General features: G+C 61.9%; 15 protein-coding genes. 9 read left to right on the top strand and 6 right to left on the bottom strand.

Features of this window, described 5'->3' with window-relative positions:
* Positions 1 to 53 precede the first annotated feature (53 nt).
* From NKH54_RS31080 to NKH54_RS31040, 9 genes are all read left to right on the top strand, one after another.
* Positions 54 to 1616: a DUF2778 domain-containing protein gene (locus tag NKH54_RS31080; protein WP_502907581.1), complete on the top strand. Its 1563-nt coding sequence runs from the start codon at positions 54 to 56 to the stop codon at positions 1614 to 1616.
* Positions 1617 to 1798: 182 nt separating this feature from the next.
* The gene (locus NKH54_RS31075; RefSeq protein ID WP_023701869.1) at positions 1799 to 2584 is read left to right on the top strand and encodes a ThuA domain-containing protein; all 786 of its coding nucleotides are present in this window, start codon (positions 1799 to 1801) and stop codon (positions 2582 to 2584) included.
* Positions 2585 to 2687: 103 nt separating this feature from the next.
* Positions 2688 to 3746, top strand: a complete 1059-nt coding sequence (locus NKH54_RS31070) for a Gfo/Idh/MocA family protein (RefSeq protein ID WP_023684783.1) — start codon at positions 2688 to 2690, stop codon at positions 3744 to 3746.
* A gap of 21 nt (positions 3747 to 3767) precedes the next feature.
* A complete protein-coding gene (locus NKH54_RS31065) occupies positions 3768 to 4169 on the top strand; it encodes a GFA family protein (RefSeq protein WP_023715108.1) in 402 nt (133 codons plus the stop codon).
* A gap of 196 nt (positions 4170 to 4365) precedes the next feature.
* Positions 4366 to 5031: a hypothetical protein gene (locus NKH54_RS31060; protein ID WP_023670314.1), complete on the top strand. Its 666-nt coding sequence runs from the start codon at positions 4366 to 4368 to the stop codon at positions 5029 to 5031.
* 7 nt (positions 5032 to 5038) lie between these two features.
* Positions 5039 to 7717, top strand: a complete 2679-nt coding sequence (locus NKH54_RS31055) for an OmpA family protein (RefSeq protein ID WP_352805501.1) — start codon at positions 5039 to 5041, stop codon at positions 7715 to 7717.
* A gap of 11 nt (positions 7718 to 7728) precedes the next feature.
* Positions 7729 to 8223 carry a Rab family GTPase gene (locus NKH54_RS31050; protein WP_023670316.1) on the top strand — a complete coding sequence of 165 codons (495 nt, stop codon included), beginning with the start codon at positions 7729 to 7731 and terminating at the stop codon, positions 8221 to 8223.
* Between the two features lie 3 nt (positions 8224 to 8226).
* Entirely contained in the window at positions 8227 to 9297 is a 1071-nt protein-coding gene (locus NKH54_RS31045; protein WP_023821290.1) for an adenylate/guanylate cyclase domain-containing protein, read from the top strand.
* A gap of 143 nt (positions 9298 to 9440) precedes the next feature.
* Entirely contained in the window at positions 9441 to 10508 is a 1068-nt protein-coding gene (locus NKH54_RS31040) for a cyclic nucleotide-gated potassium channel (protein WP_352805498.1), read from the top strand.
* Between the two features lie 208 nt (positions 10509 to 10716).
* Here NKH54_RS31040 and NKH54_RS31035 read toward each other — a convergent pair whose 3' ends face one another.
* The 6 genes from NKH54_RS31035 to NKH54_RS31010 form a co-directional block, all read right to left on the bottom strand.
* Positions 10717 to 11445, bottom strand: a complete 729-nt coding sequence (locus tag NKH54_RS31035; protein ID WP_353029625.1) for an amino acid ABC transporter ATP-binding protein — start codon at positions 11443 to 11445, stop codon at positions 10717 to 10719.
* Between the two features lie 70 nt (positions 11446 to 11515).
* The gene (locus NKH54_RS31030) at positions 11516 to 12190 is read right to left on the bottom strand and encodes an amino acid ABC transporter permease (protein ID WP_023684787.1); all 675 of its coding nucleotides are present in this window, start codon (positions 12188 to 12190) and stop codon (positions 11516 to 11518) included.
* Complete coding sequence (locus NKH54_RS31025; RefSeq protein ID WP_352710028.1) at positions 12187 to 12864, bottom strand: amino acid ABC transporter permease; 678 nt, start codon at positions 12862 to 12864, stop codon at positions 12187 to 12189. Before NKH54_RS31025 ends, NKH54_RS31030 begins: the two co-directional genes overlap by 4 nt.
* Before the next feature lie 136 nt (positions 12865 to 13000).
* A complete protein-coding gene (locus NKH54_RS31020; protein ID WP_023684789.1) occupies positions 13001 to 13789 on the bottom strand; it encodes an ABC transporter substrate-binding protein in 789 nt (262 codons plus the stop codon).
* Between the two features lie 108 nt (positions 13790 to 13897).
* The gene (locus tag NKH54_RS31015) at positions 13898 to 15061 is read right to left on the bottom strand and encodes a saccharopine dehydrogenase family protein (protein ID WP_023733917.1); all 1164 of its coding nucleotides are present in this window, start codon (positions 15059 to 15061) and stop codon (positions 13898 to 13900) included.
* Positions 15058 to 15567 (bottom strand): Lrp/AsnC family transcriptional regulator, encoded by a 510-nt coding sequence (locus tag NKH54_RS31010; RefSeq protein WP_023670324.1) that lies wholly within the window; start codon positions 15565 to 15567, stop codon positions 15058 to 15060. Before NKH54_RS31010 ends, NKH54_RS31015 begins: the two co-directional genes overlap by 4 nt.
* Between the last annotated feature and the right edge of the window lie 4 nt (positions 15568 to 15571).

Below are 15571 nucleotides of genomic sequence, written 5' to 3'. Positions count from 1 at the left end.
GGATGTCACGGATGCGAGGGTCGCAAGCCTGCATGCCGATTGAGAGTGGTTGTATGGCGTTTTTGCGTTTGAAAGACCGGGGCGATACTCCTGAACGGGGTTTGACTTCGAAGAGATCCGGCCAGCGCTGGGTGGTGGTGCCGGTTGTCGGCGCGGCCTTGGCGCTGTGGTCGGTGGCAACCATGGCCGGCCTCTATTCGCTCGGTACCTCGCTCACCGCAGCCTCCAACAGCCTTCCGCACAGTCTGCTTCTGCCGAACGCAGCACTTGCCGATTCGCGCCGCAGCCTCGCCAATACGTGGGCGCCTCGGCTTTCGGCGCAAAAATCACAGGCCTCGCTGCTCAGCCAATGCGACGCCGGCTGCGCGCATGCCGCCGCGAACTTCGCGCATGACGGCAAGATGGCGCGGCTGAAGCCGGCCGCGCACGCTGTGGCCCCGAGCATTGTCGCCTCAAACATTGCGCCAAACACCAGCGTCGCTCTCGCCACTTCGCGCGGCATGCGCTTCGACGGCGTGGTGGCCAAGGCAGGGCTGTCGCCGCAAAAGCTGGCTGCCGCCTTCGCCAAGGCCTCGAATGCGCCCTTCATGCTTGCCAGCCTTCCGGTCGCTGCCCGTTTCGCCGAAGTCCGGCTGCCCGATCAGCATGGCCCGGCCTCGGAACGCTTTGGGCCGGAAGTGGCTGAGATCGAACGCTCATCGCGCCTGGCGCTGGCGCTGGCCAACAGCTTGCCGGAAGACGCTGACATGCTGGCGCCGCCGCCGGCCGTTGAAGCAATCGCCGGAGGGCAGGATCCTGAGCAGGCCGAGGTCCAGGTCGCTTCGCTGCCGCCGCAGGACGATCTGCCCGACAACATTGCGTTGCCCGGTTGGCGTCCACGCGCCGAAACCGCTCAGCCTGCCGAGGCGCAGCAAGCCAGCAAGCCCAGGGCAGCCAAGCCACAGACCGACAGGACGGCCGAGAACCCCGCACCCCAGTTGCCGGGCAATTCGTCGCCGCGGTCGCCACGCAGTACTTCGGAGGTTGCCGCACTGCCTGGCGTGCCAGACAGCCAGAGCATCCGATCAAGCCGGATCAAGCCTGGCAAACGGTCGAAGACACAGGCCGGCGAGATGCTGGCCTATGCCAAGCCGGACGTCCCGGCGGGCGGTGTCGGTCGCGCCTTCAAGGATCTGTTCGCCACGCCCGGAATGGGCGGCGGCGTCGCCGTCTACGATATCTCGGCCAAGACCGTCTACATGCCGGACGGCTCGCGGCTGGAGGCCCATTCGGGGCTGGGTTCGATGGTCGACCAGCCGCGCTTCGTGCACAAGAAGAATGTCGGCCCGACGCCGCCCAACACCTATGATCTGCGACTGCGCGAATCCCGCTTCCATGGCGTCGAGGCGCTCCGTCTCACTCCCGTCAGCGGCGGCAATAAATACGGCCGCGACGGCCTGCTCGCCCACACCTACATGCTGCGCGGCGGCCGTGCGGAATCCAATGGCTGCGTCGTCTTCAAGGACTACGCCCGCTTCCTTGCCGCCTACAAGAAGGGCAAGATCAAGCGCCTCGTCGTCGTGCCGCGCCTGACCAAGCCGCTGACGCGGGTCGCTCAGGAAGGCCGGGGAGCGTAAGGCAGTAGGCAGTAGGCAGTAGGCAGTAGGCAGTAGGCAGTAGGCAGTAGGGCCCAGGAGCGTCCATCGCCTGTTGATTTGTTTTTCTGCCCCTATTGCCTATTCCCCACTGCCTATTCCCTTTTCACCCCCAGGCAGACTATGAGTGACCCCTGCGGGTCGGCTTCACCACGAGGACATCCATGACAATACGCGCTGTCGTTTGGGGCGAGAACATCCATGAGCGGACCAATGAGGTGGTCGCAGCCCTCTATCCCGAGGGCATGCACACGACCATCGCCAAGGCGCTGAATGCCGACAAGGCGATCTCCGCCTCGACCGCCACGCTCGAGCAGCCGGAGCACGGCCTGCCGGCCGACCGTCTGGCCGAGACCGACGTGCTGGTCTGGTGGGGCCACAAGGATCATGGCGCGGTGGCCGACGAGATCGTCGAGCGCGTCGCCCGCCGCGTTTGGGAGGGGATGGGGCTGATCGTTCTCCATTCCGGCCATTTCTCGAAAATCTTCAAGCGGCTGATGGGCACGCCCTGCACGCTGAAATGGCGCGAGGCGGGCGAGCGCGAGCGGCTTTGGGTGACCAGTCCCAGCCATCCGATCGCCGAGGGCGTCGGCGAATATTTCGAGCTCGAGAATGAAGAAATGTATGGCGAGCAGTTCGCCGTGCCCGAACCTCTGGAGACCGTCTTCATCTCCTGGTTCCAGGGCGGCGAGGTGTTCCGTTCTGGGCTGACCTATCGCCGCGGCGCCGGCAATGTCTTCTACTTCCGCCCGGGCCACGAGACCTATCCGACCTATCACGACGCCAATGTGCACAAGGTGCTGCGCAATGCGGTGAAGTGGGCGCACAATCCGCAGGGCACCAAGTCGGCGATCCTCGAGGCGCCGAACGTGCCGGTCGAGAAGGCGCTGGAGCCGATCGTCGAGCGCGGCGGCAAGCTGCACGCTTCGGGCGAGGCCGGCTTCCGCTAAAGCAAAATCCAGGAAAAAAGGCGTAGCGGTTTTCCGCATGGGTTTCCTAGACCGTATCTGCGCCATATGATTGAATCGAACCAATTCGCTCGGAGTGCAGAGAATGCGGCTTTTGATACTGGGTACCGGCTGGATGGCGCAGGAGCATGCCCGCCGCTTCGGCGGTATCGACGGCGTCGAGATCGTCGGTGCTGTCGACGTCGATGAAAAGCGCGTTGGCGAATTTGCCGACGGGTTCAAGATACCGAAGCGATTCACATCGCTGGAAGACGCGCTGGCGTGGGGCGAGTTCGATGCGGTCGCCAACGTCACGCCCGACCGCATTCACCACCCGACCACCATGGCGCTGATCGCGGCCGGCAAGCCGGTGCTGTGCGAAAAGCCGCTGGCCGAAGACTTCGGCAAGGCAAGCGAGATGGCCAAAGCGGCTGAGGCCGCCGGCATCGTCAACATGGTCAATCTCACCTATCGCAATGTCGCTGCCTTGCAGAAGGCGCGGCAGATGGTGCTGGCCGGCGAGATCGGCACCGTCCGCCACGTCGAGTCCTCCTATCTACAGAGCTGGCTGGTCTCGAAATTCTGGGGCGACTGGCGCACTGACCCGAAATGGCTGTGGCGGCTGTCGCGCGACCACGGCTCCAACGGCGTGCTCGGCGATGTCGGCATCCACATCCTCGATTTCGCCAGCTATGGCGCCGCACTCGACGTCGACCACGTGTTTTGCCGGCTGCGCACCTTCGACAAGGCGCCAGGCAACCGTATCGGCGAATACGACCTCGACGCCAATGACAGCTTCGCCATGACGCTGGATTTCTCCAACGGCGCCTTTGGCGTCGTTCACGCCAGCCGCTGGGCGACCGGCCACATCAACGAATTGCGCCTGCGCATCTATGGCGACAAGGGCGGCATCGAAGTCGTGCACAATCTCGAGGGTTCGGAACTGAAGGCGTGTGTCGGCGAGGATATCGAGAACGCCAAATGGCAGGTGCTCGACGCCGGCACGGTGCCGACCAATTACCAGCGCTTCGTCGATGCGGTTCGCAGCGGCGTGCAGGCCGAGCCTTCATTCCACCATGCCGCCGAACTGCAGAAGGTGCTGGATCTGGCCATGGTTTCGGAACAGAAGCGGACGGAACTGAGGGCCAGCGCCGATACGCAGTGATGTGAAGGGGAGGAAGAAACAATGGTCACGCGCCGCGCGCAATGTCTCTGCGGCCAGCTTTCAGCCGTCTGTTCGGGCGAGCCGGTGCGCATCTCGGTCTGCCATTGCCTCGACTGCAAGCGCCGCACCGGCAGCGCCTTCAGCTACAATGTCCGGTTTGCGCAAGCTGATGTATCGATCGAGGGGCGGGCGAAGCAGTTCACGCGCGCCGGCGACGAGGGCGGCCGCGTCATCTACAATTTCTGTCCGGAGTGCGGCGCCGCCGTCCACTATCGCATCGACACGCAGCCCGGTGTGATCGCCATTCCCGTCGGCGCCTTCGCCGACCCGTCGTTCCCGCCGCCCTTCCAGTCTTTTTACCACGAAAGCCGTCGCTGTGAGTGGGTCGAGATCAATGCCGAGCCGCTGGCGACGTTCGACTGAAGGCCGCTTTTTGGATACCCGGAACCGTCCGCACGCTCCGCGCCTTCAAGAGGGCATCGCCCCTGATTGCCATTGCCGGGCCGTTAGCCACCGCGCTCGGCTGCCCCATGAATAGGCATAAGTCAAGACGAATCCGGCTTGCGGCCCGATTGCTGACATGCTTACCTGACGGCATGTGTTCAATGGGGGTATATGGATGGCTAAGGAATCTTCGAATTCCGCTTCTTCAGAAAAGAAGGCGGACGTAAATCTGATAGGTAACACAGAAGGAAACGGGCTGAACTTCATGGGAGTTCAGGCCCGCGAAAACGGAACCGCCGGCGACGCCGTCGGTGTCGACAAGATCCGTGACCTGCTCTTCGGCAACCAGATGCAGGACTATGACCGCCGTTTTTCCAAGCTTGAAGAACGGGTGTTGCAGCGCTTCAAGGATGTCGAGTCCGAGGCCAAGCGCAATCTCGAAATGTACGAGTCGAATGCAAAGAAGCAGATCGATTCGCTTGCAGGGCAATTGCGGAGCGAAAAAGATTCACGAGCCGATGCCGACAAGGAGATCGACCGGAATCTTCGCGAGCAAAACCAGGCTCTTGAAAAGCAGGTGCGCACGTTGTCGGATCAGTTGAGCGCGCTCGAGCGCGACGTTTCGGACCGGATAAATCGAAACGATCATTTGCTGCGTGAGGAAATCAAGCAGAAGAATGAAGGCGTTCAGATGCTGATCGAGAAGATGTTTGCCGACCTCAGCAACGTCAAGACCGACCGAAATCTTTTGGCTGGCCTGTTTGTCGAGGTTGCAAAGTGTCTCAATCAGGATCCCGTCGGGAGCAAGAGCAACTCGGACCGCAGCTGGAAAGTGAGTTGATGGGACCTTGACGTCCACCGTCGACCCATTCAACCTTCCGCAAAGAACAGCCTCGAACGATACAGAGATTGATCGCGAGGCTCTGGCTCGTCTTTTGATCGAAATTGCCCGGAACGTTGATCCGGACTACCGTGCGCAGTTCGAGGCGGTTCCAACCGCCGATCCGCGCATGGAAACGCTGCGGCAGTTGCTGGTCAGCCGTGAAATCTCGGAGCTTTCACGCGTTACGCATCTGCTCGACGAACCCGAGCAGCTTGCGGCGGCCGTGGGCGACGTTCTTCCCAGTGCTGCCGGACGAGCGCCTTACGCGCAACTCGGCGAGGCGCTTGCGCCAGCTGTCGAACGGGCTGTGCAACGGTCGATCCAGAAGAGCCCGCGCACGCTGACGGACATATTGTACCCGGTGTTTCTGCCGGCAATTCGCAAGTCGATCGGCGAAAAGATCGACCAGACCTTTCAGTCGCTGAATGAAACTCTAAGGCACATATTCACCTGGCACGGGCTCAAGTGGAGACTTGAAGCCTGGAGAACAGGGGCAAGCTTCTCGGCAGTTGTTCTGAAGCATTCCCTTGTCTACCGTGTGGAACATGCGTTTCTCATTCATCGGAATTCCGGCCTTTTGATAGCGCATGTAACGGCCGACAATGCAACGAGCGAAGATCCTCAGCTCATTTCTTCGATGCTCAGTGCGATTCAGGATTTTGTAAAAGACTCATTTAACGAGAAAGAGCAGAGCGGCCTGGACACAATCCGTTTCGGCGAGCTTCGTCTCTGGTCGGAAGTTGGACCGTTTGCGACACTGGTTTCGGTGATCCGGGGAAATCCGCCGGAGGAATTGCATGAAATCGTTCGCGATGTGTTGCTTCGCATCCATGAGCAATCCTCAGAGGCTTTAGAGCAGTTCGACGGCGACGGTTCGCAGCTGGCCTCCGTAGAGGCGCAGTTGCAGACCTGCGTCGAGCTCAAGCAAGAGGAATCAAACGACGGATTTCCGTGGCTGGTGGCGGCCGTTGCCCTGTTGCTCTTGAGTCTGGCAGGCGGTTGGTACTTTCTTTCCTGGCAATCAGCGCAGCGCTGGCAGGCTTATGTGTCGCGCTGGCAGGCTTACGTGTCGCGAGTGGAGGCCCAGCCGGGCATCATCGTTGCCGAACAGCAGGTACGCGATGGCCAGTTCTATATTGCCGGCCTGAGGGACCCGCTTGCCGTCGACCCGCAGTCGCTGTTGTCAGGCACGGGAGTCGATCCGGCCGGGGTTCATCCGCAATGGCAATTTTATCAGAGCCTTGAGCCGGAGTTCGTGCTGAAGCGGCTGACGGCGTCGCTGGCTCCGCCGGATTCAGTGCGACTTTCGATTGTCGATGGCCGCATCGTCGCCGAGGGTGAGGCTCCCGACACCTGGATCAGCCGGGCGCGCGCGGCGGCCCAGCAGCTTTCGGCAGGCGGGCCGGTCTTCGATATCTCGGGGGTTCGTGACGTAAGCCCCCAAGTGCGCGAGGCGGAGCGCTGGCACGCCTATGTGTCGCGACTGGAGACCCAGCCGGGCATCATCGTTGCAGACCAAAAGATAAGCGACGGCCAATTCTATATTGCCGGCCTGCGAGACCCGCTTGGCGCCGATCCGCAGTCGCTGTTGTCGGGAACAGAGGTCGATCCCGCCCGGGTTCATGCGCAGTGGCAGTTCTATCAGAGCCTTGAGCCGGAGTTCGTGCTGAAGCGGCTGACGGCGTCACTGTATCCGCCGGAAACAGTACGACTTTCGATCGTCGATGATCGCATCGTTGCCGAGGGTGAGGCTCCCGACACCTGGATCGATCGCGCGCGCGCGGCGGCCCGGCAGCTTTCGGCAGGCGGACCCGAATTCGACATCTCCAAGGTTCGTGACGTGAGCCCCGAAGCACGCGCGGCGGAGCACTGGCAGTATTATGTGTCGCGACTTGAGGCCCAACCGGGAATCATCGTCGCCCAACAAACGGCGAGGGGCGGACATTTCTATATTTCCGGCTTGAGAGACCCGCTTGCCGCCGACCCGCAAGCCCTGCTGTCCGGAACGGACGTTGATCCTGCCCGCGTTCATGCACAGTGGCAATTCTATCAGAGCCTTGATCCGAAGTTTGTGGTGAAGCGGCTGACGGCGGCGCTGTCCCCGCCGAAAACCGTTCAGCTCTCGATCATCCAGGGTCGCATTGTGGCCGTGGGTGAGGCTCCTGCCGGCTGGATCAACCGCGCGCGGGCCGCCGCTGAACAACTTTCGGCGGACGGAGTGGTTCTGGATGTCTCGCAGCTGCGTGAGCTGAACCTCGCAGAACTTAATCATTTGAGGCAGGCGATCCAGACGACCGATATTTTCTTCTCTTCCGGCAAGGTTGTGCCGGGACCGGAGCAGACGCCGGTTCTCGACAGGTTGGCGGATCAAATAAAGGAATTCGCCCAGAGTGCCCGCAATTCCGGCGTAACGGCGCGGTTCATGTTGACCGGGCATTCGGACACCACGGGCCGTGAGACGGCCAACGCGTCGATCAGCGCCGCCCGCGCCGAGACAGTTCGTGCGCTTCTCAACAAGCGCGGCGTTGCTCCCGAACTGCTGCTGGTTCGGGGCGCGGGCACTTTTGAGCCGGCTGTACCTGAAAACAGTCTAACCGGTAGCTCCACCAATCGCCGGGTTTCGATTACGGTAAACCTGGACTAGCGGAGCCCAACATGTTGCAAAAAAAGATCTGCATGCTGGGCGGCTTCGCCGTCGGAAAGACGAGTCTGGTCCGCAGGTTTGTGCAGAGCATCTTCTCAGAAACCTACTTGACCACCGTCGGAGTGAAAATCGACAAGAAAAGCGTCGCGCTCCCGGACAAAACCGTGGATCTGATTTTGTGGGATTTGGCCGGCGAGGACGATATCGGCTCATTCCGCGTCAGCTATGTTCGAGGTGCAACCGGGCTCGTGCTAGTCGTCGATGGAACCCGCGCTGCTACTCTTGCCGTGGCACTCACGCTGCGCGAACGGGTCGAGGCCGAATTCGGCGCCATGCCGTTCGTATTGCTGTTCAACAAGTCCGATCTGGCCGATCGGTGGGCGATATCGGATGGTGAGATCAACGAGTTGAGGCAACGTGGATGGCAAATCTATCTAACAAGTGCGCTTTCGGGCGAGCAGGTCGATGACGCCTTTCGTCAACTTGCCTTGATGGTCACCAAATAGACCATGCATGAATTGCCAAAAGAAGTCAGAAATTGGTTTTTCAATTTCTTCTTCGACGGGCACGCTGTCGCTTATCTGAAAATCGACGCTGAGCTTTGCATAGCTGCCAAGGGCGGTAATGTTGAACATTACGGGCTGTCATCGCTTCGCATCGGCAAGCCTGTTGCGGAGCAGCTTGAATTCATGGAAGGTTTGCTGCCTTGCCCGGAGCTTCCGTTTCGCATGGATATGGTTGAACTGCCCGGCGGGCGTGTCGCCGACCTCCATTTTTTTGCTGACAATGCGTTCGTGTGGCTGCTTTTTCTGGACGCCACTGCCGAACGAGACAACAGGCAGCGGCTTCAACAGAAGGCCTATGAAATGACGCTCCTGCAAGAGAGGGAGCGTCAACTCAACGAAAAATTGCAATCGACGAACGAGGCGTTGAGGAAGAGCCAGGAGGGATTGGCGCGTGAATATCAGCGCGCCGAAAACCTGCTCCTCAACATTCTCCCGGCCTCGATCGCGGAGCGATTGAAAGCGCAAAAGAAAATTGCCGACAACCACGCAGAGGTGAGTGTGCTTTTTGCCGACATCGTCGGTTTTACGGAACGAGCGCGCAGCGTCGGAGCGGTGACGACGCTCGCTATTTTAAACTACTTCTTCAAGGCGGCGGATCGGCTCTCTGAGCGATACGGCTGCGAAAAGATCAAAACAATTGGCGATTGTGTGATGGTGGTCGCCGGCCTGCCCACGGCGCGATCCGATCATGCAAAGGCCCTCACGCGCTATGCGATTGAGCTGCGCAAAGCGGTCAAGCGGGAACGCTTCGCAGGAGAACCGATAAGGCTGAGAATTGGAATTCACTCAGGACCGATCGTCGCCGGCGTCATAGGCAAGAGGCGGTTCGCCTATGACCTGTGGGGTGAGACCGTTAATCTCGCCTCACGTATTCAAACGTCCGCGGAGCCCGATGAAATCCGTATTTCCGATGCAACTTGCCAACTGCTTGGACCGAAATTTGCTTGCGACCCACTCGAGGAAACGGAATTGCGCGGTGCGGGTCGCGTGCGAATGTGGCGGCTCCCGAGCTGATCCGTCGCCTGCGGTGCGACCGTGGAGCGCCGGTAGCGGCGCCCGAAAGCCATTGGGTGACCTGATCTTGCGATCGCAAAGCACCCTTTGCGCTTGCCCGGAAGGCCTCTATTCTGGAGCACAGTGGCCGCTGGTGGGATAGAATGTCGGTACTGCCTTTTCTGAGAATCTACGCACCGCTAAATGCGGTGCTGGCTGCGCCTGGGCTTCTGGCGGTGGCTGCGCTCACGATGCCCGACATGTCCGGACGAAGCAGACTGCTTCTGGCTGCCGTGCTCGCTGTAATTTGGGCCGCCTATCTTCTGCAGATGGCCGAGACCCTGCTCAAGCGCTGGGCGGGAGACCTCAGGGACAGGACGCCGGCAATCGCGATCGATGTGCTCGCGGTTTTGGTTCCAGTCGCCGCATTTCTGCTCGACGGCACGCCCGACCGGAGCCTCTACTGTGCTGTCTGGCTGCTGAAGCCGCTGCGCGACTCGACCTTCTTCCCGCTGCTTGGCAGGGTTCTGGCCAACGAAGCGCGCAACCTGGTCGGCGTCACCACGGTCTTCGGCCTGGTTCTGTTCGGTGTCGCACTCGCGGCCTATGTCATCGAGCGCGACGTCCAACCGGAAAAGTTCGGCAGCATCCCCGAGACAATGTGGTGGGCGGTGGTCACGCTGTCCACTACCGGCTATGGCGACGACATTCCGCAAAGCTTCGCCGGCCGCGTCCTTGCCGGGGCTGTCATGATGTGTGGCATCGGCATCTTCGGGCTCTGGGCCGGCATTCTTGCCTCCGGCTTTTATCAAGAAGTCCGTCGCGAGGATTTCGTCCGCAATTGGCAATTGATTGCCGGCGTTCCGTTGTTTCAGAAGCTTGGCCCGGCCACGCTGGTCGAGATCGTGCGCGCGTTAAGACCCCGCACGGTGCCGGCGGGCGCCGTGATCTGCCGCAGCGGCGAGACCGGCGATCGGATGTTCTTCGTCGTGGAGGGCCGCGTCAGCGTCGCGACGCCGAACCCGGTGGAGCTTGGCCCTGGCGCCTTCTTCGGCGAGATGGCGCTGATCAGCGGCGAACCGCGTATGGCGACCGTCACTGCCGCAACTTCTGTCTCACTCCTGTCGCTGCACGCGGCGGATTTCCAGATGCTGTGCAGCAGCAGCCCGGAAATTGCGGAAATCATCCGCAGGACAGCGCTCGAGCGGCGCGGCGCGGCGCCGGTGGCTTGACCGTACAGCCGACGGTGGCCCGGCTGGAACTGGATGGTACGGCTCTATCGACCACGCGCGAAGGTTCTGGACGGCACGTGGAAGGTCCCAGAGGCGTAGCCGGAGACCTAAACGTAGCCGATCCACTCTACCGGCGGCTCGTTGTTTGGCGCTGTGCGTCGACAGTTCCTGCCCCGCGGCCTTTCGGACGACCGGCTTTGGCTAAACTCTAATGCCTTAGAATCTTGCTTAGAAAAGCCCGGCTGCGGTCGGTCTTCGGGTCGGAGAAAAACGCTTCCGGCGTGCCGCTTTCGACGATGGCGCCGGCGTCCATGAACACCAAGCGCTGCGCCACCTTGCGGGCAAAGCCCATTTCGTGCGTTACCACCATCATGGTCATGCCTTCCTCGGCCACCGCGACCATGACGTCGAGCACTTCGGAAATCATCTCGGGATCGAGCGCCGAGGTCGGTTCGTCAAACAGCATGATCTTGGGGCGCATGCCGAGGCAGCGCGCGATGGCCACACGCTGCTGCTGGCCGCCGGACAGCTGTGACGGGTAGGCGTTGACCTTGTCGGCGAGGCCGACCTTGGCCAGCAAGTCGCGCCCGGCCTGCTCGGCCTCGGCGCGGGGGATCTTGCGCACATGGATCGGCGCCAGCGTGACGTTTTCCAGCGCCGTCTTGTGCGGGTAGAGGTTGAACGACTGGAAGACGAAGCCGATCTCGGTGCGCAGCTGCGTCATGTTGGTGGCGGGGTCGCCGAGGCGCTGGCCGTCGACGACGAGGTCGCCATCCTTGATCGCTTCCAGGCCGTTGATGCAGCGGATCAGCGTCGACTTGCCCGAACCACTTGGGCCGCAGACGACGACCACTTCGCGCGGCTCGACGCTGAGCGTGATGTCCTTCAGCACATTGAGCGAGCCGAACCATTTGTTGACGCCGCGAAAGTCGATCATGCCCGTTTTGGTCAGGTTTGTCTTGGTCGGGCTTGGATTGGTCATGGCGGTCAGCCCTTTGGGTTCGATGTCACAGCTGCACCTCGCCATGCGCCGCGCCCATGCGGCGCTCCAGCCGGCGGGCGAGCATGATCAGCGGATAGCAGACGACGAAATAGCCGACGCCGACCAGGAAGAAGACCAGCAGGCCGTTGGGCACACGCTGCACCACAAGCCAGCCGACGCGGGTGAGGTCGGTCAGCCCGATCGCCGAGACGACGGAGGAATCCTTGATCAACAGTACATATTGCCCGACCAGCGGCGGCAGCACGATGCGCATCGCCTGCGGCAGCACCACCTGGCGCATGCGTTGCCAGCGCGACAGGCCAGACGCCAGAGCTGCCTCAACCTGGCCGGTCGGCACCGAGCGGATGCCGGCGGCGACGATCTCGCAGATGAAGCACGCGGCGAGGTTGGTGAGCGCGATGATGCCGGCCGTGAAGGCATCGAGCTCGATGCCGAATTCCGGCAGGATGAAGAAGATCAGGAAGATCTGCACCAGGAACGGCGTGCCGCGGATCAGGTCGACCCAGGCGCCGATCACGCTCGAGATCAGCCGGTTGCCGCCGGTGCGCAATATGCCGAGGCCGAAGCCAAGCAGCGTGCCCAGCACCAGGCTGATCGCCGACAGCATCACGGTCATGCCAAGGCCGCGCAAGGCGAGGGGGTAGCTGCCGGCCAGGCTTTGCAGCTGTTGCCAGATCATGTGCTGCTCCTTGCCGGCTCCAGACCGAGCCACCGACTGGACAGCCCCGCCAGTCCTTTGAGGCAGTAATAGAGCAGCAGATAGAAAGCGGCGATGGTGAGAAAGCCTTCCGCCGGCATGAAGCGGTCGGACGCCAGCAACTGGCCGGCGCGCGTCAGTTCGGAAACCGAGATCAGCGACAAAAGCGCGGAATCCTTGACCAGCACGATCGCCTGGCCGAGCAGCGGCGGGATCGTCACCTTGAAGGCTTGCGGCAGGATGACCAGGCGCATGCGCTGGACATAGGTCATTCCCGAGGCAACCCCGGCCTCGACCTGGCCGCGCGGGATCGACAGGATGCCGGCGCGGATGATTTCCGCGACATAGGCGCCGCTGTTCAGCGACAAAGCGATGATGCCGACGACGAGCTCGGGCAGGACGAAGCCGAGACGCGGCAGGCCGAAATAGAGGAAGTAGAGCTGCGCCAGCAACGGCGTGGCGCGCACGGCATCGATATAGCCCTTGGCCAGCACGCGAAACAGCTGGCCGCGCTGCAGGTTCATGGCGGCGAGCACGATGCCGACGGCCAGCGCGCCCGCAAAAGACAGCGCCGACAGCCACACGGTCGTGATCAGACCCTGCCCGAACAGCGGCAGATATTCGACGATGGTGCGGAAGCTGAAATTTTCGAGCATGGCGGTGAATTGTGAATGGTGAATGGGCAGTAGTGAGTAGTGAGTGGTGAGCAGTGAAGGGCGTCCGGAATGGCCGTTCACCATTCACCATTCACCATTCACTACTTCCTACTCACTACTCCCTGCTTACCTCTGCTTAGTGATCCTTCTTCCAGGCGTCGGAATTGACCCAGTAGTCGAGGTTCTTCTGCAAGCGGCCGTCGATGCTGACCTGGTTGAGGAACAGGTTCATCCAGATCAACAGGTCCGGCTCGTCGTAGCGGGTGGCGAAGGCAAGCGGCTCCTTCGACAACAGGTCCGGCATGATGGTGAAGGTGCCGGCGGGATAGGCTGTCGACTGACCCTTGACCGCCGAGACGTCGTTGACGCCGCAATCGGCTTGGCCGTTGTTGACCGCGTCGAGCAGCAGCGGGCCGCCGCCCTTGTAGCTCTTGATGTCGGCATCCGGGAAGGCGTTCTTGGCTTCCTTTTCGCCGGTGGCGCCTAACAGCACGGCGATCTTGGTGCCCTTGGCCTTGCAGTCCTCGGTTGTCTTGAACTTGCTGTCGGCCTTGGTGAAGACGGTGCTGCCCGTATACATGTAAGGTGTGGTGAAGGCGACCTTCATGCCGCGCGCCAGCGTCGGCGTCATGTCGGCGACGAGCAGGTCGGCCTTGCCCGAAAGCAGCGCCGGGATCAGCCCGTCCCAATCATAGTCGAGGAAGGTGATCTTGACGCCCATTTCCTTGGCCATCAGTTCGGCGAGTTCGACCGAACTGCCGGTGCGCTCGCCGGCCGCGCCGACCAGCGAGAAGGGAGGTCCTTGCGTCTGTACCGCGACGCGCAGTTCGCCGCGCTTGGTGATCTCGTCGAGCGTTCCGGCACTGGCAGCAGCGGTCAGGCCCGCAAGCGCAAGTCCGGCGATGAAAAGCTTGGCAATCTTCATTTGGCATTCCTCCTGTTATCGTTGTTGTTCCACTTTGTTATTCCACCCTTTTGGGTGTTTTTTGAGCGGCGGCACCGTTTGCCGGCGGCAGCCACCGTTCGAAAATCCTCAGTCCCAGGCCACCGTCTCGGCAACCTTGATGCCACGCCTGGCCAGCTCGTCGAAGAACGGCCCGTCCGGCACATGCAGCAGCGGGTTCAAAAGCCCTGGTGTGGCGATCTCGCGCCGCGCCAGCATCTGCGCCACGATGCTGGCGGGATAGCCGACGCCAAGGCTCATGCCGAACAGGCCTGATGCCAGGTCGCGTTCGATGATCAGGTCCGACGTCACCGTTTTGGCGCGGCCGCCTTCGAGACCGGAAAAGACATTGCGCATCACGCAAAGGTCCTTCTCGTCGGCGCCATATTGCAGTTGCGGGCCGAGCAGACGGCCGAGAAATTCGCGTGGGCTGGCGCCGGTGCCGGGCACCTTGTCTTCGGAGAGGAAGCCGAGTTCCTTCAGTGGCGCCCAGAACGCCGACCATCCCGGCCAGCGCAGCGTATAGCGGCCCGAGCGTTGCAATCCCTTGGCGGCTGCCAGCATCTCGACATAGTGCAGAGCGTCGCCATTGGGGAAAGCTTCCAGCCGGCCGAGGCCCGCGACCTCGATCTCGTGGATGAAGGCATTGTCGTGCTGTCGGCCGGCCGGCACTTCGACGCGCTTGCCATGCTCGATCATCACGCTGTCGCGGTTCTGGCTGACCAGAACCATGTCGAAATTCCAGCTTACCTTGTAGCAAAGCGGCTTCGCCATCGCCTTCGGTTCGGGGATGCCGCCGCAATAGGAATCGATCGAGGAGATCGTAGAGAACTGCTTTGCGGCGCGCGCATAGAGCACGAGGTCGATGCCGGGATCGAGCCCACATTCGGTCATGATCGAAACGCCGGCCTGTTCAGCCTCCGGCGCCAGATCGGCAATCGCCTTGCCGTAATTGGTAGTGACCAGCGGCGTGCGCGTTGCGATCGCGGCCTGCACCGCCTCGCGCATCAATGGCTGCGGCAACAGATCGATGGCGGCGTCGACATCCGCCAGCACGGTGGCAAGCGCCGGACCGATCGCGCCCTCGGGCATGACGAAACGCACGCGGGAAAGGTCGGTCAGCCCGGCAAGCCGGGCAGGGCCGTCAGCCGACGTATCGACGCAGACGACTTCCTCGACACCGGCGCTGGCGACGAGATCGGCGATGGCCGCCCGTCCCTGCAGGCCGAGGCCGCCGAGAACAGCTATTCTCATGCCGGCTCCTTGCGTGACGGTGTTTCTTCCGACCAGCAGCCTTCGGGAAGGCTGACCCATTTGTTGCATGAAGCCATGACGACGAAGGTTTCGCTGCGCACGACTTCCCCGGGAATGCCGGCGCCCGGAATCAGCTCGCTGGTGATGCGGTAGAGGTCGGCGACATCGCCGGCGACGGTCACGTCGACGATGATGTCGAAGCGCCCGGTAACCACCGAGGCCGAGTTGACGAAAGGCAGTTCGGCAATGCGCTGCGCCAGTTCCCGGGCGCGGCCACGTCCCTGAGCGTTGATGCCGACAATGGCCGAGATCAACTCGGGGCGTTCGGTCAGATTGAGCAGCCCGACGATCTTCAAGAGGTTGCGGTCGAGCAGATTGCGCAACCTTGAGCGCACCGTCGGCACCGAGATCGCCATCGTCTCGGCGAGCCGGTTGATGCCGGGCTGGGCATCTTGCGACAACAGCTTTACCAGCCGTCGATCGGTTTGATCGAGATGCTCACGCAAAAGG

The organism is Mesorhizobium sp. M1004, assembly GCF_040318795.1.
Classification (GTDB): domain Bacteria; phylum Pseudomonadota; class Alphaproteobacteria; order Rhizobiales; family Rhizobiaceae; genus Mesorhizobium.
Note: the sequence above shows the minus strand (reverse complement) of the source record. Positions and strands in the feature narration are given on the sequence as shown.